This window comes from Cytobacillus sp. EB106-05-05-XG126, assembly GCF_058791715.1.
This window is the reverse complement of record NZ_JBYTDU010000001.1, coordinates 1,621,732-1,642,554: the sequence shown is the minus strand read 5'-3', so window position 1 is coordinate 1,642,554 and position 20,823 is coordinate 1,621,732. Positions and strand designations below refer to the sequence as shown.

Below are 20,823 nucleotides of genomic sequence, written 5' to 3'. Positions count from 1 at the left end.
TCAGATTGTGCTAAAATGCAAAGGTAATGATATGAGATATGGGGGTTGCCTTTGTGTTTTATTACATAATTGCATTGTTCGTTATTGCACTTGATCAGTTTACGAAGTGGCTGATTGTAAAGAACTTTGAATTAGGGGAAAGTGTTAAAGTTATTGAGGACTTTCTTTATATTACATCGCACCGCAACCGTGGCGCTGCCTGGGGCATCCTGCAGGGGCAAATGTGGTTTTTCTACGTTATAACGGTTATTGTCATAATTGGTATCATTTATTACATTCAAAAAGCAGCCAAAGGCAAATTGCTTCTTGGAGTCTCTTTGGGCCTGATGCTGGGCGGAGCAATTGGAAACTTTATTGACAGGGTATTTCGAAAAGAAGTGGTGGATTTCGTAAACACTTATATTTTTGGCTATGACTTTCCCGTTTTCAATATTGCTGACTCGGCGCTGGTCATTGGGGTAGGATTATTGATGATTCAGATGGTGCTTGAAGAGAGAGAAGCAAAGAAAAAGGAGAAATCTTATGGAGAAAATGGAACACATCATTCCTGATGAACAGGCAGGAGAAAGAATAGATAAAGTGTTATCCACATTGAATGCGGATTGGTCAAGAACTCAGGTACAGCAATGGATCAAGGATGGCAATGTTTTGGTGAATGGCCAAAAGCCTAAAACTAATTACAAATGTTCCGCAAACGATAAAATTGAAATATCAATACCTGAACCAGAAGAACTGGATGTGGTGCCGGAAGAAATGGATTTGGATATTTATTATGAAGACCAGGATGTCCTCGTTGTAAATAAACCGAAAGGAATGGTTGTCCATCCTGCAGCCGGGCATGGAACTGGAACACTTGTAAATGGTCTTATGGCTCATTGCAAAGACTTATCAGGAATTAATGGGGTCATGAGGCCCGGAATAGTTCATAGAATCGATAAAGATACGTCGGGACTTCTCATGGTTGCAAAGAATGATATGGCACATGAGAGTCTTGTGAACCAGCTGATGAACAAAACTGTTACACGTAAGTACCGGGCCATTGTCCATGGAGTTATTCCACACGACTACGGTACTATTGATGCGCCAATCGCCCGCGATCCCAAAGATCGTCAAAGTATGAGTGTCGTGGACAATGGAAAACATGCGGTTACGCATTTTCAGGTCATTGAGCGTTTCAGGGATTTCACACTGGTGGAATGCCAGCTGGAAACAGGAAGAACACATCAAATCCGGGTTCATATGAAATACATTGGCTATCCTCTGGCAGGGGATCCTAAATACGGTCCCAGAAAGACACTTGATATCGGAGGACAGGCACTTCATGCAGGCGTTCTTGGCTTTGAACATCCACGTTCTGGCGAGTACCTTGAATTTGAAGCACCTGCACCTGCTTATTTTAAGGAACTAGTAGAGAAGCTGGCAAATAATCGTTGACAATTGTCCAATTGTGCTATATGATGACTATAGTTGAATAAGTCCTTTAAAACAGTCCCGTGAGGCTGGGAAGGAAACGGATTGAATAAGGAGAATTGTGTCCTTATTCTGCAGAAAGAGTCGTTTACCCTCTCACCTGATCGGTGAGAGGGTTTTTTGCATATAAAATCTGATAATAGGGGTGATCATGATGCCGCAGCAAAAAGCAATTGTTTTGGATGACCAGGCAATCAGGAGAGCGCTGACAAGGATTGCTCATGAAATCATAGAGAAAAATAAAGGAATTGAAAATTGCATTCTGATTGGCATCCGGACCAGGGGGATTTACCTGGCGAACCGCCTGGCTGAAAGAATTGAACAAATCGAGGGAGCCAAAATTGATGTAGGCGAACTTGATATCACTCTCTATAGAGATGATCTTACGAAAAAGACTGAAAATCAGGAGCCGCTTGTCAAAGGCTCCGATGTTCCAAAAGATATTAACGATCAGAAGGTGATCCTGATCGATGATGTTCTTTATACAGGAAGAACAGTTAGAGCTGCCCTTGATGCGCTGATCGATATTGGGAGGCCATCTCAGATTCAGCTTGCAGTCCTTGTGGACCGCGGACATAGGGAGCTTCCGATAAGAGCTGATTATGTAGGAAAGAACATTCCAACCTCCAGTTCGGAAAAAATTGTCGTCGAGCTGAAGGAAGTGGATGAGAACGACCAGGTAAGTATATTTGAAAATTAAATAGCCCTTTTAAATGCAGTCCAGAGAGGCTGGCAAAGGGGAACACAGCAGAATCGGTCTGTCCTTTGCTGTGCTCTTGCACCCTCTTTGCACCCCTGCAAAGAGGGTTTTTTAATAAAATGCAGAGGAGAGATCGTAATGAATAAGCCTATTTTAGATATAAAGGATGTTCCAAAACCAGCTCATTGGCTGACATTAAGTTTACAGCATTTATTCGCGATGTTCGGAGCCACTATACTTGTACCATACTTAGTAGGATTAAATCCTGCCATTGCACTAATCTCAAGCGGACTGGCAACGATAGCCTTTCTAATCATTACAAAATGGCAGGTGCCGGCATACCTTGGTTCATCTTTCGCATTCATTGCCCCGATCTTAGCTGCCAAAGCTGCCGGAGGCCCGGGTGCTGCTATGATCGGCAGCTTCATGGCTGGACTTGTGTATGGGGCAGTAGCCCTGATCATCAAAAAAGCAGGCTACCGCTGGATTATGAATTTGCTTCCGCCAATTGTGGTAGGACCTGTAATCATTGTAATCGGATTGGCATTAGCAGGGACAGCAGTCGGGATGGCTATGAACAACCCTGAAACTGGTGAATACAGCATGCTGCATTTCTCAGCAGCGCTTATCACTTTAGGTGCAACAATCATCTTTTCCATCTATGCAAAAGGTATGCTCAGTATGGTGCCGATTCTGGCAGGGATCATCATCGGCTATGTTTACTCACTAACTGTAGGCCTGATCGACTTCTCGCTTGTACAGCAGGCAGCCTGGTTCGAAATGCCGGAATTCTTATTCCCGTTCGCAGATTATGAAGTGAGGATAACTCTGGATCTTGCGCTTCTAATGATTCCAGTAGCTGTTGTGACAATCTCTGAACATATCGGCCATCAGCTTGTCCTTGGAAAAGTAGTTGGAAAAGATTACATTAAAGAGCCGGGTCTTCACCGCTCCATCCTTGCTGATGGAACAGGAACAATGATCTCGGCATTAATTGGGGGTCCGCCAAAGACAACTTACGGTGAAAACATTGGTGTACTCGCCATCACGAAAATTTACAGTGTCTATGTACTTGCGGGGGCTGCAGTCATCGCCATCATCTTCGGATTCATTGGCAAGGTGACAGCACTGATCAGCTCGATCCCTACTCCAGTAATGGGCGGCGTATCGATCCTGCTGTTCGGGATCATTGCTTCATCAGGATTAAGAATGCTGGTTGACAGCAAAGTGGATTTTGGAAACAACCGCAATCTGGTTATCGCATCAGTCATCCTTGTCCTGGGAATTGGGGGAGCTCATATCGAGATTTGGGCATTCAAACTGGAAGGAATGGCACTGGCAGCAATCAGCGGTGTTCTCCTGAACCTGATTCTCCCTGGCAGGGAAGAGACTAAGGAAGATATTTTTGAAACAGAAAACGAAAAAAAAAATAATGTAGCTTAATGCTTTTTAACTAAGTCCCGAGAGGCTTAAAAGGGTGTTGGCGGCAAACCTGGCTATACGGTATCAGTGTATCCGTATATCCGGCTGCCTCAACTTTGCAGCACCCTGACCAAATCGGCAGGGTGCTTTTTTTGAAGAGGAGGATAAAAAATGAAACATTTGCTCACTACCTCAGAGTTGGAAATTAAAGAAATCAATAAAATTCTTGAAGATGCGCAATATTTTTTAAACGGCGGAACATGGACCCCTGTACAAAAGGTTTTTGTCGCAAACCTTTTCTTTGAGAATAGCACAAGAACTAAATGCAGCTTTGAAGTGGCTGAAAGGCGGCTTGGACTGGACATAATTCCTTTTGAAGTCAGCACCTCAAGTGTATCCAAGGGTGAGTCATTATACGACACAGTCAAAACACTGGAAGCGATCGGTGTACATGCAGTCGTCATCCGCCATAGCGAGGATCGCTACTTTGACGAATTGGCAGACAAAAGCGGTGTGTCCATCCTGAATGCAGGGGATGGCTGCGGGCACCATCCAACACAATCACTGCTGGATCTGCTGACGATTAAACAGGAATTCGGATCCTTTGAAGGATTAAAAGTAGCCATCATCGGTGATATCGCACATAGCCGTGTCGCAAGGTCCAACGCAGATGCACTTGTCAGGCTCGGTGCGAAGGTTGTTTTTTCAGGTCCAAAAGAATGGTTTAATGAAGAATTGCTTGAGAATGGAATGTATGAAGATGTTGACACAGCTATGGAAACTTCTGATGTTGTCATGCTCCTGAGAATACAGCATGAGCGGCATGAATCGAAAGCTGACCAAACGGCTGAAGAATACCACCTGGCATACGGCCTTACAGAAGAACGTGAAAGAACAATGAAGCCAAACAGCATTATAATGCATCCGGCACCTGTAAATCGGGGTGTTGAAATAGCAGATTGTTTAGTGGAATGCGGGCGCTCCAGGATCTTCAAGCAGATGCAAAATGGTGTGTACATCCGAATGGCTGTATTAAAACGATCAATTGAACATATTGAAGGGGGAGCTAAACATGTCAACATTGATAAAAAATGGCCAGTTGCTTACTAAGGAAGGGAACTTTGAAAAAACGGACATTTACATAAAGTCAGGAAAAATCGCAGAGATAGGTGCAGGCGTGGGGAGAGAGGCACAGGAAGTGATTGATGCAGAAGGATTGCTGGTTGTTCCAGGTTTTATAGACCTGCACGTCCACTTGCGTGAACCAGGCGGCGAAAAAAAAGAAACAATCGAAACTGGCACAAGAGCAGCTGCTAAAGGCGGTTTCACAACGGTTGCTGCGATGCCGAATACCCGGCCGGTACCTGATACAAAAGAACAGCTTGAAAAATTGAACAGCCGTATTGATGAGACTGCGGCGGTCAAGGTTCTGCCTTATGCATCGATTACAATCCGTGAGCTTGGCCAGGAATTAACAGATTTTAAAGCTTTGAAGGAAGCTGGGGCGTTTGCTTTTACAGATGATGGAGTAGGAGTGCAATCAGCAGCCATGATGCTTGAGGCAATGAGAAATGCCGCAGAGATCAGCATGCCGATAGTTGCGCACTGCGAAGAAAATACCCTCATTAACAAAGGTTCCGTACATGATGGAGTTTTTGCTAAAGAGAACGGTTTAAATGGTATTCCTTCTGTCTGTGAATCAGTGCAAATCGCAAGGGATGTTCTTCTTGCCGAAGCTGCCGGCTGCCATTATCATGTCTGCCACATCAGCACGAAAGAGTCTGTCAGGGTGGTAAGAGATGCAAAGCGGGCAGGCATCAAGGTAACAGCCGAGGTGACACCTCATCATCTCCTTCTATGTGAAGAGGATATCCCGGGTCTGGATGCTAACTTTAAAATGAATCCTCCATTAAGAGGAGCAGATGACAGAGCTGCCTTAATCGAAGGATTGCAGGATGGCACAATAGACTTTATCGCCACCGACCATGCACCACATACAGCAGCAGAAAAAGAAGAGGGGATGGCACTGGCGCCTTTCGGGATTGTCGGACTTGAAACTGCCTTTCCGCTTCTTTACACCCAATTCGTTGAGAAGGGGATATTCACACTAAAGCAGCTGATTGATTACTTAACAATCAAGCCAGCAGAGGCATTCGGCATTCAATCAGGAAAATTGGAAGCTGGTGAAATAGCAGATCTTGTCCTGCTTGACCTGAACCGTCAGGAAAAGATTGATCCAGCTCAGTTCTTATCAAAAGGGAAAAACACGCCATTTACCGGCTGGGATTGTAAAGGCTGGCCGGTAGTGACAATAGCAGGCGGAAAAATTGTTTGGAACAGAGGGAGTGTAAAAGCATGAAAAAACAGCTGATTCTGGAAGACGGAACAATTTTTATTGGAAAGGGATTCGGAAGTGATACGAATTCGATAGGAGAAGTAGTATTCAATACAGGAATGACGGGTTATCAGGAAATCCTGTCTGACCCATCCTACTGCGGCCAAATCGTAACCTTGACATACCCCTTAATCGGAAATTATGGGATAAACAGAGACGATTTTGAATCGATCTCCCCGGCAATCTCCGGTTTTATTGTGAAAGAAGCGTGCGAGTTTCCTTCAAACTGGAGAAATGAACAATCGATTGAAGAATATTTTAAGATGAAAAACATCCCTGGAATTGCTGGCATCGATACAAGGAAATTAACAAGAATTATCAGGCAGCATGGTACGCTGAAAGGTGCTATTTGCAGCATAAGTGAAAACCCGGAAGTGATCATTGAAAAACTGAGGGCAACCAAGCTGCGAAACGATCAGGTTAAGCAAGTCTCAACTAAGACACCATATCCAAGCCCTGGCCGCGGCAGAAGGGTAGTCCTTGTAGATTTCGGCATGAAACACGGAATCTTAAGAGAATTGAACAAACGGGGTTGTGATGTGATTGTTGTGCCTTATAACACAGCAGCTGAAGAAATACTCAGCATGAGCCCGGATGGTGTTATGCTTTCAAATGGCCCTGGAGACCCGAAAGATGTTCCGGAAGCCATCACAATGATTAAAGGACTGCTGGGAAATGTACCGATTTTCGGAATTTGTCTGGGACATCAGCTTTTTGCCCTTGCTTGCGGTGCCAATACAGAAAAACTGAAATTCGGCCATCGCGGTTCAAACCATCCGGTGAAAGATCTGCAAACCGGAAAAGTCGCTTTAACATCTCAAAACCATGGATACTCAGTAGAAGAAAATTCAATTACTGGTATTCCGCTTGAAGTAACACATATCGCCTTAAACGATGGAACAATTGAAGGCTTAAAGCATAAAGAAGTCCCTGCATTCACTGTGCAATATCATCCTGAAGCTTCACCGGGACCTGAGGATGCAAACGGATTATTTGAACAATTCTTGCAAATGATTGAATCACATAAAGAGGAAGGTGCTGCAGCATGCCAAAGCGTACAGATATAAAAAGCATTTTAGTAATCGGATCAGGACCAATTGTCATCGGGCAGGCAGCAGAGTTTGATTATGCTGGAACACAGGCTTGCATTGCTTTGAAAGAGGAAGGCTACCGCGTAATTCTTGTAAACTCAAATCCTGCCACTATTATGACAGATACCGAGATTGCTGACGCGGTATATATAGAGCCGCTTACGCTGGAATTCGTCAGCCGCATTATCCGGAAAGAACGGCCTGATGCGCTCGTTCCAACTCTTGGGGGACAGACAGGATTAAACCTGGCAGTAGAGCTTGCTGAATCAGGTGTTTTGGAAGAATGCGGGGTTGAAATCCTCGGTACAAAATTGTCTGCTATCCAAAAGGCGGAAGACCGGGACCTTTTCAGAAACTTGATGAATGAGCTTGGCGAACCAGTGCCTGAAAGTGAAATTATTCATAACCTGGATGAAGCATATGAATTTGTAAACAGGATTGGCTATCCGGTCATTGTACGCCCTGCTTTTACATTGGGGGGAACAGGCGGGGGCATCTGCCATGATGAAGAAGAGCTGATAGAAATTGTGACAAGCGGCTTAAAGAATAGCCCTGTTACACAGTGTTTGCTTGAAAAGAGCATTGCGGGTTTCAAGGAAATTGAGTATGAAGTGATGCGGGACTCCAATGACAATGCGATTGTTGTCTGCAATATGGAAAACTTTGATCCTGTAGGGGTCCACACAGGAGATTCAATCGTTGTAGCCCCCAGCCAAACTTTGAGTGATCGTGAGTATCAGCTGCTTAGAAACACCTCATTAAAAATTATCCGCGCCCTCGAGATTGAAGGTGGATGCAATGTGCAGCTGGCGCTTGATCCGGATAGCTTCAATTATTACATCATCGAAGTTAACCCGCGTGTAAGCCGTTCATCTGCGCTGGCATCAAAGGCAACAGGTTATCCGATTGCCAAATTGGCAGCCAAGATAGCGGTAGGGCTGACACTTGATGAAATGATGAATCCTGTGACAGGGAAAACATATGCCTGCTTTGAACCGGCATTGGATTATATTGTCTCAAAAATCCCGCGCTGGCCGTTTGATAAGTTCGAATCTGCAAACCGTTCGCTTGGCACCCAAATGAAGGCTACAGGAGAAGTAATGGCGATAGGACGGACATTTGAAGAATCTCTCCTGAAAGCAGTACGTTCACTTGAAGCAAACATTTATCATCTTGAGCTGAAGGATGCCGGTCAAATTTCTGATGAATTGATCGAAAAGCGAATCCGTAAAGCAGGAGATGAACGCCTGTTTTATATCGGTGAAGCCATCAGAAGGGGAGTCACTATCGAGACGATTCATGAATGGAGCAAAATTGATTTATTCTTCCTTTATAAGATTAAGAAAATCATAGATTTTGAGAATGTACTAACTGAAAATCCTTTTGACCCTGAAACAGGGAAAGCTGCAAAGGAAATGGGCTTTGCCGATCTGGTAATTGCCAGGCTGTGGGATTCAAATGAGTTGGAAGTATACAGCTGGAGAAAAGAACATGCGATTGTACCGGTATACAAAATGGTTGATACATGTGCAGCGGAATTTGAATCGGAAACTCCGTATTTCTATGGAACTTATGAAGATGAGAACGAATCAGAAGTGTCCGGCCGCAAAAGTGTTGTCGTTCTGGGCTCAGGGCCAATCCGGATCGGGCAGGGAGTGGAGTTTGATTATTCAACTGTTCACGCGGTATGGGCCATCAAGGAAGCAGGATATGAAGCAATCATCATTAATAATAATCCTGAAACAGTCTCTACTGACTTTAGCATCTCCGATAAGCTCTATTTTGAGCCGCTAACGATTGAAGATGTGATGCACATTATCGATCTTGAGAAACCGGAAGGTGTAGTTGTACAATTTGGCGGACAAACCGCTATTAATCTTGCAGCAGATCTGGTAGAAAGAGGCGTAAAAATTCTGGGAACTTCGCTTGAAAGCTTAGACCGGGCAGAAGACCGGGATAAATTTGAGCAAGCTCTTGCAGAGCTTGGCATCCCGATGCCTAAAGGAAAGACTGCCCTGTCGGTGGAGCAGGCAGTAGAAATTGCCGGTGAAATCGGATATCCAGTGGTCGTCCGTCCATCATATGTACTTGGCGGAAGAGCCATGGAGATCGTTTATAAAGAAGATGAGCTTCTATACTATATGGAAAATGCCGTAAAAGTAAACCCGGAGCATCCCGTATTAATTGACCGATATTTGACTGGGAAGGAAATTGAAGTGGACGCTATCTCGGATGGGGAAAATGTACTCATACCGGGCATCATGGAGCATATAGAAAGAGCAGGAGTTCACTCAGGTGATTCTATTGCGGTCTATCCTCCGCAAAATGTTTCAGAAGCAATCAAAGACAAGCTTGTTGAGTATACGGAGAAGATGGCTAAAGGCCTTGGCATTATAGGTCTGCTAAATATCCAGTATGTAGTGGCTAAAGGGGAAGTATATGTTCTCGAAGTCAATCCGCGTTCAAGCCGGACAGTTCCGTTCTTGAGCAAGATTACAAATGTGCCAATGGCTAAAATCGCCACAAAGGTTATCATGGGCCAAACTCTTGCTCAGCAGGGCTTTGGATCCGGCCTTGTTCCGGAGAGAAAAGGCGTGTTCGTAAAAGTGCCGGTGTTCTCTTTCGCGAAATTAAGAAGAGTAGACATCACTTTAGGGCCTGAAATGAAGTCAACCGGTGAAGTTATGGGGAAAGATTCCACGCTTGAAAAAGCCCTTTATAAAGGTCTTGTTGCTTCCGGCATGAAAATCCAGCCGTTTGGAACTGTTCTAATGACTGTCGCCGACAAGGATAAGGAAGAAGCTCTGCAGCTGGCAAAAAGATTTGTATCCATCGGCTACAGGCTAATGGCGACAAGCGGAACGGCTTTATTCCTGAAAACTGAAGGCATACCTGTAAAAGTAACTGGAAAAATCGGCTCAGCAGGGCCTAACCTTCTGGATGTCATAAAAAATGGCGAAGCGCAATTTGTTATTAATACTTTAACAAAAGGGAAACAGCCTGCAAGAGATGGCTTCCGCATCCGCCGTGAATCAGTGGAAAATGGGGTGCCATGCCTAACCTCACTTGATACGGCAGAAGCAATTCTTCAAGTAATCGAATCAATGAATTTTTCAGCAGACGCGATGGATAAGCCAGAGGAAGTCCGGGAGGCGGTTTTATCTTGATCAGACAGGAACAATGTAAAGTCATATCACAAATTAAACTGGCCGAAAACATTTACGAGCTCACCCTTCAAGGTGAGCTTGTTCATGAAATGAAAGAGCCCGGGCAATTCGTCCATTTGAAAATATCAGAGGGCTATGATCCAATGCTGAGAAGGCCAATCAGCATTGCAGAAATTTTACCTGATGAAAGCCAGTTTAAAATGATTTACCGTGCTGAAGGCAGAGGAACGGCATTGCTTTCAGAAAAAAAACCTGGTGATTTCACTGATGTACTGGGACCGCTTGGAAATGGGTTTCCGATCAGTGAAGCTGGCCGGGGAGAGACGGCCCTTCTTGTAGGGGGAGGAATCGGAGTCCCCCCTTTATATGAACTGTCCAATCAGCTTGTAAACCGCGGCGTTAAGGTAATTCACGTCCTGGGATTTCAATCGGCCGGCGCGGTATTTTATGAGGAAAAGTTTGCCCGGCTGGGTGAGACCTGCCTTGCCACAGCTGATGGAAGCGCAGGAACGAAAGGCTTTGTTACAGATGTTATTAATCGGTTGAATATTGATTTCGATGTTTTATATTCCTGCGGCCCTACACCGATGCTGAAGGCGCTTGAAAATCAATTCCCTCATAAAAAGGTATTCCTGTCATTGGAAGAACGAATGGGATGCGGCATCGGGGCATGTTTTGCATGTGTCTGCCATACAGGGAATGACCCTGAAGGATACAGTTATAAAAAAGTCTGCAGTGACGGACCGGTCTTTAAAGCAGGGGAGGTAGTTCTATGAATTCATTAAACGTCAGTCTGCCTGGGCTGGAGTTAAAAAATCCAATCATGCCTGCATCAGGATGCTTTGGCTTCGGCAGGGAATTCAGCCAGCTTTATGATTTGAGCCAATTGGGCGCAATCATGATAAAGGCGACGACTTTAGAGCCCCGATTTGGAAATCCAACACCAAGAGTGGCTGAGACATCTGCAGGTATGCTAAATGCAATCGGGCTGCAGAATCCCGGCCTGGATAAAGTGGTAAATGAAGAGCTTGTATGGCTTGAACAATACGATGTACCGATCATTGCCAATGTAGCCGGTTCGCAGGAAGAAGATTATATGGCGGTTGCCAGGAAAATTTCTACAAGCCGGAATGTACATGCACTTGAACTCAACATCTCATGCCCGAATGTGAAAACAGGCGGAATAGCATTCGGCACTATTCCGGAAATTGCAAAAAACTTAACGAAAAAAGTAAAAGAGGTTTCTGAGGTACCTGTCTATGTGAAGCTTTCACCAAATGTCACAAATATTGTGGAAATGGCTAAAGCAGCAGAAGATGGCGGAGCTGATGGTTTAACGATGATCAACACGCTTGTCGGCATGAGAATCGATCTGAAAACCGGCAAGCCTATTCTGGCAAACAAATCAGGCGGTCTTTCAGGGCCAGCCATTAAGCCAGTCGCACTCCGGATGATCTATGAAGTGAGTCAGCAGGTATCCCTTCCGATCATCGGCATGGGAGGAATTGAATCTGCTGAGGATGTCATCGAATACTTCTACGCAGGGGCAAGTGCAGTAGCGGTTGGAACAGCTAACTTCGTAGATCCTTTTGTGTGTCCGAAAATTATCGGTGAACTGCCGGAACTTATTGGAAAGCTGGGTTATGAACATATTTCAGAATGCACAGGAAGGAGCTGGAAGAAACTTGAAAAATCCGCTCATTATTGCTCTTGATTTTCCAGGAAAACAGGAAGTTCATCATTTTCTGAAAAACTTTGAAAATGAAAAGTTATTTCTTAAGGTCGGCATGGAGTTGTTTTACCAGGAGGGACCTTCCATTGTTTACGATTTAAAAGAACAAGGGCACAATATTTTCCTTGATCTCAAGCTTCATGATATTCCGAATACAGTACAAAGTGCAATGAAACGTCTTGCCGGGCTTGGCTGCGATATGGTTAATGTGCATGCCGCAGGAGGAAAAGCAATGATGGAAGCAGCATGTGAAGGACTTGAAGCAGGCAGCACCGGAAAAAGGCCATCTTGTATTGCGGTGACACAGCTGACAAGCACATCGGAACAGCAAATGAGATCTGACCAATTAATCGCTGTTTCATTAAACGAATCTGTTCTTCATTATGCCAATCTTGCCAAAGAAGCGGGACTTGATGGTGTGGTTTGTTCAAGCTTTGAGGCAAGGGCGATAGGTTCAAAAATAGGCTCTGCCTTTCTGACTGTAACACCGGGAATACGCCTGTCATCAGACGATAATGGAGATCAGAAGAGAGTGGCCACACCAGAATTCGCAAGAAAAGAAGGAGCTTCTGCCATTGTGGTGGGACGGTCGATTACCAGAGCGGAAAATCCTTTCGAAAAGTATATTCAATGCAAACAATCCTGGGAGGGTGTTCTGAATGAAGCATAAAATTGCAGAAAAATTACTGGATATAAAGGCTGTAGCATTAAACCCAAACGATCCGTTTACTTGGTCTTCAGGACTGCGTGCCCCAATTTATTGTGATAACCGTCTGACACTGTCTTATCCTGAAGTCAGAAAAGAAATTGCTGCCGGTCTTCAGGCTATCATTCTAAATAAATTTCCTGAAGCAGAACTAATTGCCGGGACTGCCACAGCGGGCATTCCTCATGCAGCCTGGGTCAGTGGCAATATGGAACTGCCAATGTGCTATGTTCGTTCCAAGGCAAAGGGCCATGGAAAAGGAAAGCAAATTGAAGGTCAAGCAAATAAAGGCCAGAAGGTTGTTGTTGTAGAAGACCTGATCTCAACAGGTGGAAGTGCCATTACTGCTGTCAAAGCTTTAAGAGAAGCAGGCTGTGAGGTGCTGGGTGTGGCGGCCATCTTCACATACCAGCTTGAAAAAGGAAAAGAAATGCTGGCTGAAGAGAACATCAAAGCATATACTCTGACTGATATTGAAGCTCTGACAGAAGTAGCTGTGGAAAAGGGCTTTATCCAGGAAGAGGATATGAACAAGCTGATTGAATGGCGAAAAGACCCTGCTGAGTGGGGAAAAGTATCTCAGGTTTAGTCAAATGAAAAAAAGCAAGCATCGGAGCTTGCTTTTTTCATTTATTTAAAGATTTTGTTTTAAGGACAGAACCGTTTCTTCATCAGGTGTAACGTAAACAGTCTGCTGATTGTCATATATAACAAATCCAGGTTTCGCGCCGCTTGGCTTTTTCACGTGCCTGACTTGGGTGAAGTCAACGGGTACGGAACTGGAATTGCGGGCCTTGCTGAAGTAAGCTGCGAGGGATGCAGCTTCAAGAATTGTGTCTTCTGCCGGTTCCTTGCTTCGAATAACCACATGTGAACCGGGGATATCTTTGGTATGCAGCCAGATTTCATCCCTTCCAGCTAATTTGTTCGTTAAATAGTCATTTTGCTTGTTGTTTTTCCCGACTAGAATTTCCGTTCCGTCAGTGGCGGTATAACGGTCCAAAACAGGCTTTAGGTTTTGCTGTTTCTTGTTTCCCCGTTTCTGCCTTTCACGAATATAACCGCCTTCTGCAAGCTCTTCTCTAATTTCGGAAATGTCTCTTGTTGAAGCGGTTTCGACTTGCTGAAGAAGAGACTCGAAGTATGCCGCTTCCTCTTCTGCTTTTTTAATTTGCTCTTTTACTGCAATTACGGCATTCTTTGCTTTTTGGTATCTTGTAAAATACTTTTGTGCATTCTCCGAAGGAGTCTTTTGAGGATCCAAAGGAATCGTCACTGAAGCGCTATTTTCATCGTAATAATTGACGACTTCCGCTTCCTTCATACCCTTTTGAATCGCATAAATATTTGCCGTGATCAATTCCCCATATAATTGATGTTTATCGGCATTTTCCGCTTCATGAAGGGTTCTTTTCAGCTTTTCAATTTTCTTTTCATTCTTTTCTTTCTCATTTACTATAAACCGTTCAAGATCATTGGATTGCTGTTTGACCCGGTCTCTTTCGGCTTTGCCAAAATAAAAGCGGTCCAGCATTTCACTCAGGGAATTAAACTCCCGGCTTTCCCCTTTTAGATGCTGGAGGGGCAATAAATAAAAGCTTTCTTTATTTTCCCCTTCCGTAATGGCCGGCCTTATTCTATGGTTTTTCAGCAAGTCAATAAAATGCTGGAAACTCTTAGGAACAGTTGTCCTGTTTACTAGACCTGCATGGTGTATCACTTCTTTGGCAAAGAGCGGTGAGATTCCGGAGAAACCCGCCACAAGCTGTTTATCAACTTTCCCGCTGTTAAAATCAATTTTACGCAGTATAACTTCTTCATCTGCCTCGAAGGGATTCATTTTATCCTGAGATGGAGGGAGTATGTACTCCTGTCCGGGCAAAATCGCACGATGGCTATTAACGGCAAAAGAAACATGTTTGATGCTGTCGAGAATGATGTTGCGGGATTTATCCACCAGTGTAATATTGCTGTGCCTGCCCATAATCTCAACAATCAGCTGTTTATAGGATGTATCGCCAATTTCATTCCTGCCTTTCACCTCAAACACGATTATACGGTCAAGCCCGATTTGATGGACATCTTCAAGTATGTAGCCTTCCAGGTGCTTTCTTAAAAGCATGCAGAACATCGGCGGCTCTGAAGGGTTTTCGTGTGTTTCATTCGTCAGCTGGACTCTCGCATAGCTTGGATGGGCTGACAGCAAAAGCCTGTGATTCTTCCCGTTTGCCCGCACAACTAAAATGATTTCATTTTTATATGGCTGCTGAATCTTATTGATTCTGCCGCCTTTTAAAGTATCTAAGAGCTCTTTCGTCATAGCTCTTGTGAACAAACCATCAAATGACATATTGGAACATCCTCTTCTATAAAAATTACATTAGATATACATTATTCTTTCATTTATTAAATAAAAATCAAGTTTTACTTCTTGGTTTTTCTATTTCAGTCGCTATCGGCTCGTCTTATGCTTGAGGCCCGCAGGACAAGGAAGGCTTCGTCAGCGTAATCATCGCACGACCGAAAGCGACAGCTTTTGGGAGGATGCGGGTCATGCAGACGTTGCCACAGGACAAGGAACGCTACGGCAGCGATACATCGCACGACCAAAAGCGGTAGCTTTTGGGAGGACGTGGCGGTTTTAGTCTGCGTTCCTTTATAAGCGGGCGCCTTCCGCTTTTCTAATACTGTCTAGCTCCAGCGCCTACCCCCGTCTTGTGCTTATCGGGGGTGGGCAAGGCGCTTCCGCTTTTCTAATATTGTCTAGCTCCAGGCACCATCGGCTCGAGGTCATAAGCCAATCCGCCAAGAAGGTTAAAAAACAACCTTCATGTCGGCTCGTCTTATGCTTGTCGCCGATAAGCGGGCGCCTTCCGCTTTTCTTATTAATAATAGCATTTTTTTGGACAGGGCTGAATATGCTTTCTTTAGAGTGAGATTGGACAACTCTGCCTTGTTTTAGCAGAAGAGGATAGTCTGCCATCTGGCGGATTCCCTTTAAAGTCTGGCTGTTAGTGCTTCGGGGATTCTTTTTCGGTTTATTCATGCACCGGAGGCACTCATGGCTTTTCTCAAACCACAAAGGAGGAAGTGTGATGTCCGGATGAAGTTCCATGAAATGAATGAAAGGGAGGTTGAGCAGGCCTTAAATACAGACATTAAGGCAGGCTTAACAGAGGATGATGTAAAAAAACGCCACAAACAATATGGCTTTAATGAATTGAAAGAGGGAGAAAAGCAGTCTGCTTTACTCTTATTTTTTAGTCAATTTAAAGATTTCATGGTTCTTGTGTTATTAGCTGCCACCTTGATTTCGGGGCTGCTTGGTGAATATATTGATGCGATTGCCATTATTGCGATTGTAGTCATAAATGGGTTTCTGGGCTTTTTTCAGGAAAGGAAAGCGGAAAAGTCGCTAAGTGCACTTAAAGAGTTATCCGCTCCCCAGGTAATTGCTCTTCGGGATGGAGAGTGGAAGAAAATCCCTTCAAAAGAAGTGGCAGTAGGAGATCTGCTTAAATTTTCCACGGGTGATAGAGTTGGTGCAGATGTAAGAATAGTAGAATCCAATAGCCTTGAAATTGAGGAGTCTGCCCTAACGGGAGAGTCGCTGCCTGTTCAAAAGAGGACCGGATCCCTGAAAACGCCTAACCTCGCTATTGGAGATATGGAAAATATGGCTTTTATGGGTACAATGGTGACCCGCGGCAATGGATTGGGTGTGGTTGTCGGTACAGGGATGAATACCGCTATGGGACAAATTGCTGATCTTCTGCAAAATGCCGAAACCATGACAACACCTCTTCAGCGGAGATTGGAACAGCTCGGCAAAATTCTCATTACGGCAGCGATATTCCTTACAGTTCTCGTTGTTGCGGCAGGTGTGATGCAGGGACAGGAATTATATACAATGTTCCTTGCTGGTGTCTCATTGGCTGTTGCGGCAATTCCCGAAGGGCTGCCTGCCATTGTCACGGTGGCGCTCTCGCTTGGTGTTCAAAGAATGATCAGGAAAAAGGCAATCGTACGGAAACTTCCTGCAGTTGAAACACTTGGCTGTGCGTCTGTTATTTGTTCAGACAAAACCGGAACCATGACCCAAAACAAAATGACCGTCACCCATCTCTGGAGCGGAGGGAAAGAATGGAGAGTAGATGGAATCGGGTATGAACCGCAAGGGCAGTTTTATCGAAATGAGAGCCAAATTGAGCCGAAAAGTGATAAAGCGCTCCAGCAGATGCTGATGTTTGGAATGCTATGCAACCATGCGGAAATACAGCAGAAAAATAATGAGTTTGTGATTGACGGGGACCCAACTGAAGGTGCTCTCCTTGTAGCAGCCATGAAAGCTGGCTATAACAGAAGCAGTCTGCTGAATCAATTTCAGATTATTAATGAGTTTCCGTTTGACTCTGCCAGAAAAATGATGAGTGTTGTGGTAAAGGATCATAATGGAAGACAATTTATTGTTACCAAAGGTGCTCCCGATGTCTTAGTCGGGAAAAGCGAATCGGTTCTTTGGGAGGGAAGGCGGCAGATTCTTTCGAGAGAGCTTTCAGGTGAAATTCAGGCAGCCATAGAAGATCTGGCTTCACAAGCATTGAGAACGATCGCGATTGGTTATAAAGAAATCCCATCTAAAAATGTCATTCTTGATGAAAAAGAGGCGGAGAAGGGATTAACTTTTATCGGCCTGCAGGGGATGATTGATCCGCCAAGGCCGGAGGTTAAAGAAGCAGTCAAGGAATGCAGGGAAGCAGGAATCAAAACGATCATGATCACAGGAGATCATGTGATTACAGCACAGGCCATTGCCAAACAGTTAGGCATTTTAACAGAAGGTTCAAAAGTACTTCAGGGGAAAGACCTGGCAGAGATGTCTGTAGAAGACCTTGAAGATGTGGTTGAGGATGTCGCAGTATTTGCCAGAGTATCACCTGAGCATAAATTGAAAATTGTCAAGGCTCTCCAGAATAGAGGTCATATCGTTGCCATGACAGGTGATGGAGTCAATGATGCTCCGGCCATTAAAGCAGCAGATATTGGCATTTCAATGGGCATTACAGGCACTGATGTTGCTAAAGAGGCATCTGCACTTGTATTGCTGGATGATAATTTTGCTACCATAAAAGCCGCGATAAAAGAAGGAAGAAATATATACGAAAATATCCGCAAGTTTATCAGGTATTTGCTTGCATCAAATGTTGGCGAGATTCTGGTTATGCTATTTGCAATGCTTCTAGCCCTTCCACTGCCTTTAGTGCCAATTCAGATTCTCTGGGTGAACCTCGTAACGGATGGACTTCCGGCAATGGCTCTGGGCCTTGATCAGCCTGAGGAGAATGTGATGAAGCGGAAACCAAGGAGCCCTAAGGAAGGTGTCTTTTCAAGAGGGCTTGGCTGGAAAGTGGTTTCAAGGGGATTTTTAATTGGCCTTGTGACATTACTGGCGTTTATTTTTGCCTACCGGGCAAATCCGGATCATCTTGCATACGCACAGACAGTAGCGTTTGCCACATTGGTAATGGCTCAGCTGATCCATGTATTTGATTGCCGCAGTGAAAAATCCGTGTTCTCAAGAAATCCATTTGGCAATAAATATTTAGTCTGGGCAGTCATCTCTTCCCTGGTTTTAGTGCTGATTGTCATATACTATCCGCCGCTTCAGCCAATTTTCCACACTGTCCCTATTGAATTGCGCGACTGGTTTATGATCACAGGACTCTCAGCCATTCCAACATTTTTACTGGCAGGCACATTTTTGGCAAGAAAAACAAAATAAAATATGTTATAATCCTTTAGGTAGTAGAGAAGAACTCTATTACCTTTCTTTTTTGCGCAAACATATAAATCTCCATCACTACTTGATTTTTATACATAAACTGCACAGGCACCATGCCGCTAACTGAAAGTAAGTGCTTTTATAAGCTGTGCTTTTCCCAAAAGGAAGTGTGAGAAATGGCAGTAAGCATGACTGGTTATGGCAGAAGCAAGAAAGATTCCGGGCAAGGCTCCATTACGGTTGAAATCAAAACTGTAAATCATCGTTTTTCCGAATTTCAAATAAGAATGCCCAGACAGCTGATGCATATTGAAGACAAAATAAAGAAAAAGCTTAATAGGCATATCAAAAGAGGAAGAATCGAGGTTTTTATCACCGTTGACGGTGATGTCCTGGCCAGCAGGAAAGTAAATGTTGACTGGGAACTATTAGATGAATATTATCAATACATAACTGCAATTCAAGCAAAGTATCAAATTCAATCGGAATTATCCATCGGGGATGTCATTCGTGAAGAATTAATTGGCATTGAAGAGAAAGAGTCCGGCAATGAGGAAATGAGCCAGCTGGTCCTTTCTGCTGCTGAAGAGGCATGCCTGCAGTTAATGCAAATGAGGAAAGCAGAGGGCGATGAGCTGGAAAGAGATCTTCGCAGCCATCTTAGTCTTTTAAGCATTAGTGTCAGCAAACTGAGAGAGTATGCGCCAAAGGTTGCTCAGCTTTACCAGGAAAGATTGCATAAGCGTATGAAGGAATTTCTTGATGGCCAGGTGGATGAACCGAGAATTTTGACAGAGGTAGCAGTATTCGCTGATAAAGCGGATATCAGTGAAGAACTGATAAGGCTGCAAAGCCATATAAGCCAGTTTGAGCATACACTTCAGCTTACAGATCCGGCAGGCAGAAAGCTCGACTTTATTCTGCAGGAAATGAACCGGGAGGCCAATACGATCGGCTCCAAGGCAAATAGTGCAGATATAGCTGCCGAAGTCGTAGAAATAAAGAGTTTATTGGAAAAAATGAAGGAACAGGTTCAAAATATTGAATAGCAGTTGTTTAGATTCCGGCTCTGGGGGTCAAACTAAATAACTGATGATTGGAGGACCCAAATGTCAATTAAGCTGATCAATATCGGTTTTGGCAATATTGTATCTGCCAACCGGATTATATCAATAGTCAGTCCCGAATCTGCCCCTATAAAACGGATTATTCAGGACGCGCGGGACCGGGGCTCTTTAATAGATGCTACATATGGCAGGCGCACCCGTGCTGTTATCGTTATGGACAGTGACCATGTCATTTTGTCTGCGGTCCAGCCGGAAACCGTCGCACACCGATTAAATGACCGTGATGAAATTATTGAGGAAGGGTAGGATTTTATAAATGAAAGAAAAAGGGTTATTGATCGTTCTATCCGGACCCTCAGGTGTAGGAAAAGGAACAGTAAGAAAAGAGATATTTGCTCAGTCTGATACTGCGTTTGAATATTCTATTTCAATGACAACGAGATCTCCGAGAGAGGGAGAAGTCAATGGAGTTGATTATTTTTTCAAAACGCGTGAGGAGTTTGAAGAGCTCATCAGGCAGGATAAGCTGCTTGAATATGCAGAGTTTGTCGGGAACTACTACGGAACACCGGTTGATTATGTCAGAGAAACACTCGATCGCGGCAAAGATGTTTTCCTTGAAATTGAAGTTCAGGGTGCCCGCCAGGTACGCGAGAAATTTCCAGACGGCCTGTTCATCTTCCTGGTTCCCCCTAGTCTGTCAGAGCTTAAGAACCGTATCGTGACGAGAGGGACAGAGACAGAAGATATCATCAACAATCGCATGAATGCGGCGAGAGAAGAGATTGAAATGATGAACCTATATGATTATGTTGTAGAGAATGATCAAATCGATCTGGCCTGTGAAAGAATAAAATCCATAGTGGTAGCTGAACACTGCCGCAGGGAACGTGTCGAACCTAAATATAAAAAAATGCTGGAGGTAGAATAAATATGCTTTATCCTTCTATTGATTCTCTAATGACAAAGATTGACTCCAAATATTCACTTGTTTCTGTTGCTGCCAAGCGTGCCCGCAAGCTTCAGCTTAATGCCAGACCGCAGCTTGAAAGATACAAATCACATAAAAATGTGGGCAAAGCACTTGAGGAAATACATGCAGACCAGCTTCATTACCGCCTGGGCGAAAAAACAGCCAATGAATCATACGAGTGAAATCGCTGAATAACAACCTTTTAAAAGGTTGTTATTTTTGTTTGAGGTTTTATTAGATGAAAATTCACTGCTCTTCTTGCATAATAAAACTATCATGAAAGCTATTTGCCATAATGGCCAGGCTTTATATAGAAAT

The 20,823-nt window shown here is 44.1% G+C and carries 18 protein-coding genes; 17 read left to right on the top strand and 1 reads right to left on the bottom strand.

Annotated elements, in window-relative coordinates; all coding sequences use genetic code 11:
* The first annotated feature begins 53 nt into the window (after positions 1-53).
* From lspA to pyrE, 12 genes are all read left to right on the top strand, one after another.
* Positions 54-551, top strand: coding sequence for a signal peptidase II (lspA, locus tag AC3WTL_RS08095; protein ID WP_163143126.1), 498 nt, complete (start codon positions 54-56; stop codon positions 549-551).
* Positions 523-1,434: an RluA family pseudouridine synthase gene (locus AC3WTL_RS08090; protein WP_222497060.1), complete on the top strand. Its 912-nt coding sequence runs from the start codon at positions 523-525 to the stop codon at positions 1,432-1,434. The genes lspA and AC3WTL_RS08090 overlap by 29 nt, the downstream gene beginning before the upstream one ends.
* A gap of 190 nt (positions 1,435-1,624) precedes the next feature.
* Positions 1,625-2,170, top strand: coding sequence for a bifunctional pyr operon transcriptional regulator/uracil phosphoribosyltransferase PyrR (gene pyrR, locus AC3WTL_RS08085; RefSeq protein WP_076255660.1), 546 nt, complete (start codon positions 1,625-1,627; stop codon positions 2,168-2,170).
* Positions 2,171-2,308: 138 nt separating this feature from the next.
* Complete coding sequence (locus AC3WTL_RS08080; RefSeq protein WP_335688133.1) at positions 2,309-3,613, top strand: solute carrier family 23 protein; 1,305 nt, start codon at positions 2,309-2,311, stop codon at positions 3,611-3,613.
* 150 nt (positions 3,614-3,763) lie between these two features.
* Positions 3,764-4,702, top strand: coding sequence for an aspartate carbamoyltransferase catalytic subunit (locus AC3WTL_RS08075; RefSeq protein ID WP_492369274.1), 939 nt, complete (start codon positions 3,764-3,766; stop codon positions 4,700-4,702).
* Positions 4,665-5,951 carry a dihydroorotase gene (pyrC, locus tag AC3WTL_RS08070; RefSeq protein WP_335688129.1) on the top strand — a complete coding sequence of 429 codons (1,287 nt, stop codon included), beginning with the start codon at positions 4,665-4,667 and terminating at the stop codon, positions 5,949-5,951. Before AC3WTL_RS08075 ends, pyrC begins: the two co-directional genes overlap by 38 nt.
* Positions 5,948-7,054 (top strand): carbamoyl phosphate synthase small subunit, encoded by a 1,107-nt coding sequence (locus AC3WTL_RS08065; RefSeq protein ID WP_492369273.1) that lies wholly within the window; start codon positions 5,948-5,950, stop codon positions 7,052-7,054. The genes pyrC and AC3WTL_RS08065 overlap by 4 nt, the downstream gene beginning before the upstream one ends.
* Positions 7,033-10,245 carry a carbamoyl-phosphate synthase large subunit gene (gene carB / locus AC3WTL_RS08060; protein WP_335688126.1) on the top strand — a complete coding sequence of 1,071 codons (3,213 nt, stop codon included), beginning with the start codon at positions 7,033-7,035 and terminating at the stop codon, positions 10,243-10,245. The genes AC3WTL_RS08065 and carB overlap by 22 nt, the downstream gene beginning before the upstream one ends.
* A complete protein-coding gene (locus AC3WTL_RS08055) occupies positions 10,245-11,021 on the top strand; it encodes a dihydroorotate dehydrogenase electron transfer subunit (RefSeq protein ID WP_335688517.1) in 777 nt (258 codons plus the stop codon). The genes carB and AC3WTL_RS08055 overlap by 1 nt, the downstream gene beginning before the upstream one ends.
* Positions 11,018-11,959 (top strand): dihydroorotate dehydrogenase, encoded by a 942-nt coding sequence (locus tag AC3WTL_RS08050; RefSeq protein WP_492369272.1) that lies wholly within the window; start codon positions 11,018-11,020, stop codon positions 11,957-11,959. The genes AC3WTL_RS08055 and AC3WTL_RS08050 overlap by 4 nt, the downstream gene beginning before the upstream one ends.
* Positions 11,931-12,647, top strand: coding sequence for an orotidine-5'-phosphate decarboxylase (pyrF, locus tag AC3WTL_RS08045; RefSeq protein ID WP_076255677.1), 717 nt, complete (start codon positions 11,931-11,933; stop codon positions 12,645-12,647). The genes AC3WTL_RS08050 and pyrF overlap by 29 nt, the downstream gene beginning before the upstream one ends.
* Complete coding sequence (gene pyrE / locus AC3WTL_RS08040; RefSeq protein WP_076255679.1) at positions 12,637-13,272, top strand: orotate phosphoribosyltransferase; 636 nt, start codon at positions 12,637-12,639, stop codon at positions 13,270-13,272. Before pyrF ends, pyrE begins: the two co-directional genes overlap by 11 nt.
* A gap of 45 nt (positions 13,273-13,317) precedes the next feature.
* Here pyrE and AC3WTL_RS08035 read toward each other — a convergent pair whose 3' ends face one another.
* Positions 13,318-15,033 (bottom strand): Rqc2 family fibronectin-binding protein, encoded by a 1,716-nt coding sequence (locus AC3WTL_RS08035; RefSeq protein WP_335688120.1) that lies wholly within the window; start codon positions 15,031-15,033, stop codon positions 13,318-13,320.
* A gap of 753 nt (positions 15,034-15,786) precedes the next feature.
* Between AC3WTL_RS08035 and AC3WTL_RS08030 the strand changes: the two genes are divergently transcribed.
* The 5 genes from AC3WTL_RS08030 (at position 15,787) to rpoZ (ending at position 20,687) form a co-directional block, all read left to right on the top strand.
* On the top strand, positions 15,787-18,465 hold the full coding sequence (locus tag AC3WTL_RS08030) for a calcium-translocating P-type ATPase, SERCA-type (protein ID WP_492369383.1): 2,679 nt from the start codon (positions 15,787-15,789) through the stop codon (positions 18,463-18,465).
* Positions 18,466-18,641: 176 nt separating this feature from the next.
* Positions 18,642-19,514, top strand: coding sequence for a YicC/YloC family endoribonuclease (locus tag AC3WTL_RS08025; RefSeq protein ID WP_335688116.1), 873 nt, complete (start codon positions 18,642-18,644; stop codon positions 19,512-19,514).
* A gap of 60 nt (positions 19,515-19,574) precedes the next feature.
* Positions 19,575-19,838: an extracellular matrix/biofilm regulator RemA gene (remA, locus tag AC3WTL_RS08020; RefSeq protein WP_026585597.1), complete on the top strand. Its 264-nt coding sequence runs from the start codon at positions 19,575-19,577 to the stop codon at positions 19,836-19,838.
* 10 nt (positions 19,839-19,848) lie between these two features.
* Positions 19,849-20,463, top strand: coding sequence for a guanylate kinase (gene gmk, locus AC3WTL_RS08015; protein WP_048007923.1), 615 nt, complete (start codon positions 19,849-19,851; stop codon positions 20,461-20,463).
* A 2-nt stretch (positions 20,464-20,465) separates the two neighbouring features.
* Positions 20,466-20,687, top strand: coding sequence for a DNA-directed RNA polymerase subunit omega (rpoZ, locus tag AC3WTL_RS08010; protein WP_035328865.1), 222 nt, complete (start codon positions 20,466-20,468; stop codon positions 20,685-20,687).
* The last annotated feature ends 136 nt before the right edge of the window (positions 20,688-20,823 follow it).

What these genes read in the sequence shown, in the direction of transcription:
- rpoZ (WP_035328865.1), top strand. Translation starts at nt 20,466, where the DNA reads ATGCTTTATCCTTCTATTGATTCTCTAATGACAAAGATTGACTCCAAA.
- pyrE (WP_076255679.1), top strand. Translation starts at nt 12,637, where the DNA reads ATGAAGCATAAAATTGCAGAAAAATTACTGGATATAAAGGCTGTAGCA.
- AC3WTL_RS08025 (WP_335688116.1), top strand. Translation starts at nt 18,642, where the DNA reads ATGGCAGTAAGCATGACTGGTTATGGCAGAAGCAAGAAAGATTCCGGG.
- AC3WTL_RS08090 (WP_222497060.1), top strand. Translation starts at nt 523, where the DNA reads ATGGAGAAAATGGAACACATCATTCCTGATGAACAGGCAGGAGAAAGA.
- carB (WP_335688126.1), top strand. Translation starts at nt 7,033, where the DNA reads ATGCCAAAGCGTACAGATATAAAAAGCATTTTAGTAATCGGATCAGGA.
- AC3WTL_RS08080 (WP_335688133.1), top strand. Translation starts at nt 2,309, where the DNA reads ATGAATAAGCCTATTTTAGATATAAAGGATGTTCCAAAACCAGCTCAT.
- gmk (WP_048007923.1), top strand. Translation starts at nt 19,849, where the DNA reads ATGAAAGAAAAAGGGTTATTGATCGTTCTATCCGGACCCTCAGGTGTA.
- remA (WP_026585597.1), top strand. Translation starts at nt 19,575, where the DNA reads ATGTCAATTAAGCTGATCAATATCGGTTTTGGCAATATTGTATCTGCC.
- AC3WTL_RS08035 (WP_335688120.1), bottom strand. Translation starts at nt 15,033, where the DNA reads ATGTCATTTGATGGTTTGTTCACAAGAGCTATGACGAAAGAGCTCTTA.
- pyrR (WP_076255660.1), top strand. Translation starts at nt 1,625, where the DNA reads ATGCCGCAGCAAAAAGCAATTGTTTTGGATGACCAGGCAATCAGGAGA.
- AC3WTL_RS08065 (WP_492369273.1), top strand. Translation starts at nt 5,948, where the DNA reads ATGAAAAAACAGCTGATTCTGGAAGACGGAACAATTTTTATTGGAAAG.
- AC3WTL_RS08030 (WP_492369383.1), top strand. Translation starts at nt 15,787, where the DNA reads ATGAAGTTCCATGAAATGAATGAAAGGGAGGTTGAGCAGGCCTTAAAT.
- AC3WTL_RS08050 (WP_492369272.1), top strand. Translation starts at nt 11,018, where the DNA reads ATGAATTCATTAAACGTCAGTCTGCCTGGGCTGGAGTTAAAAAATCCA.
- pyrC (WP_335688129.1), top strand. Translation starts at nt 4,665, where the DNA reads ATGTCAACATTGATAAAAAATGGCCAGTTGCTTACTAAGGAAGGGAAC.
- AC3WTL_RS08075 (WP_492369274.1), top strand. Translation starts at nt 3,764, where the DNA reads ATGAAACATTTGCTCACTACCTCAGAGTTGGAAATTAAAGAAATCAAT.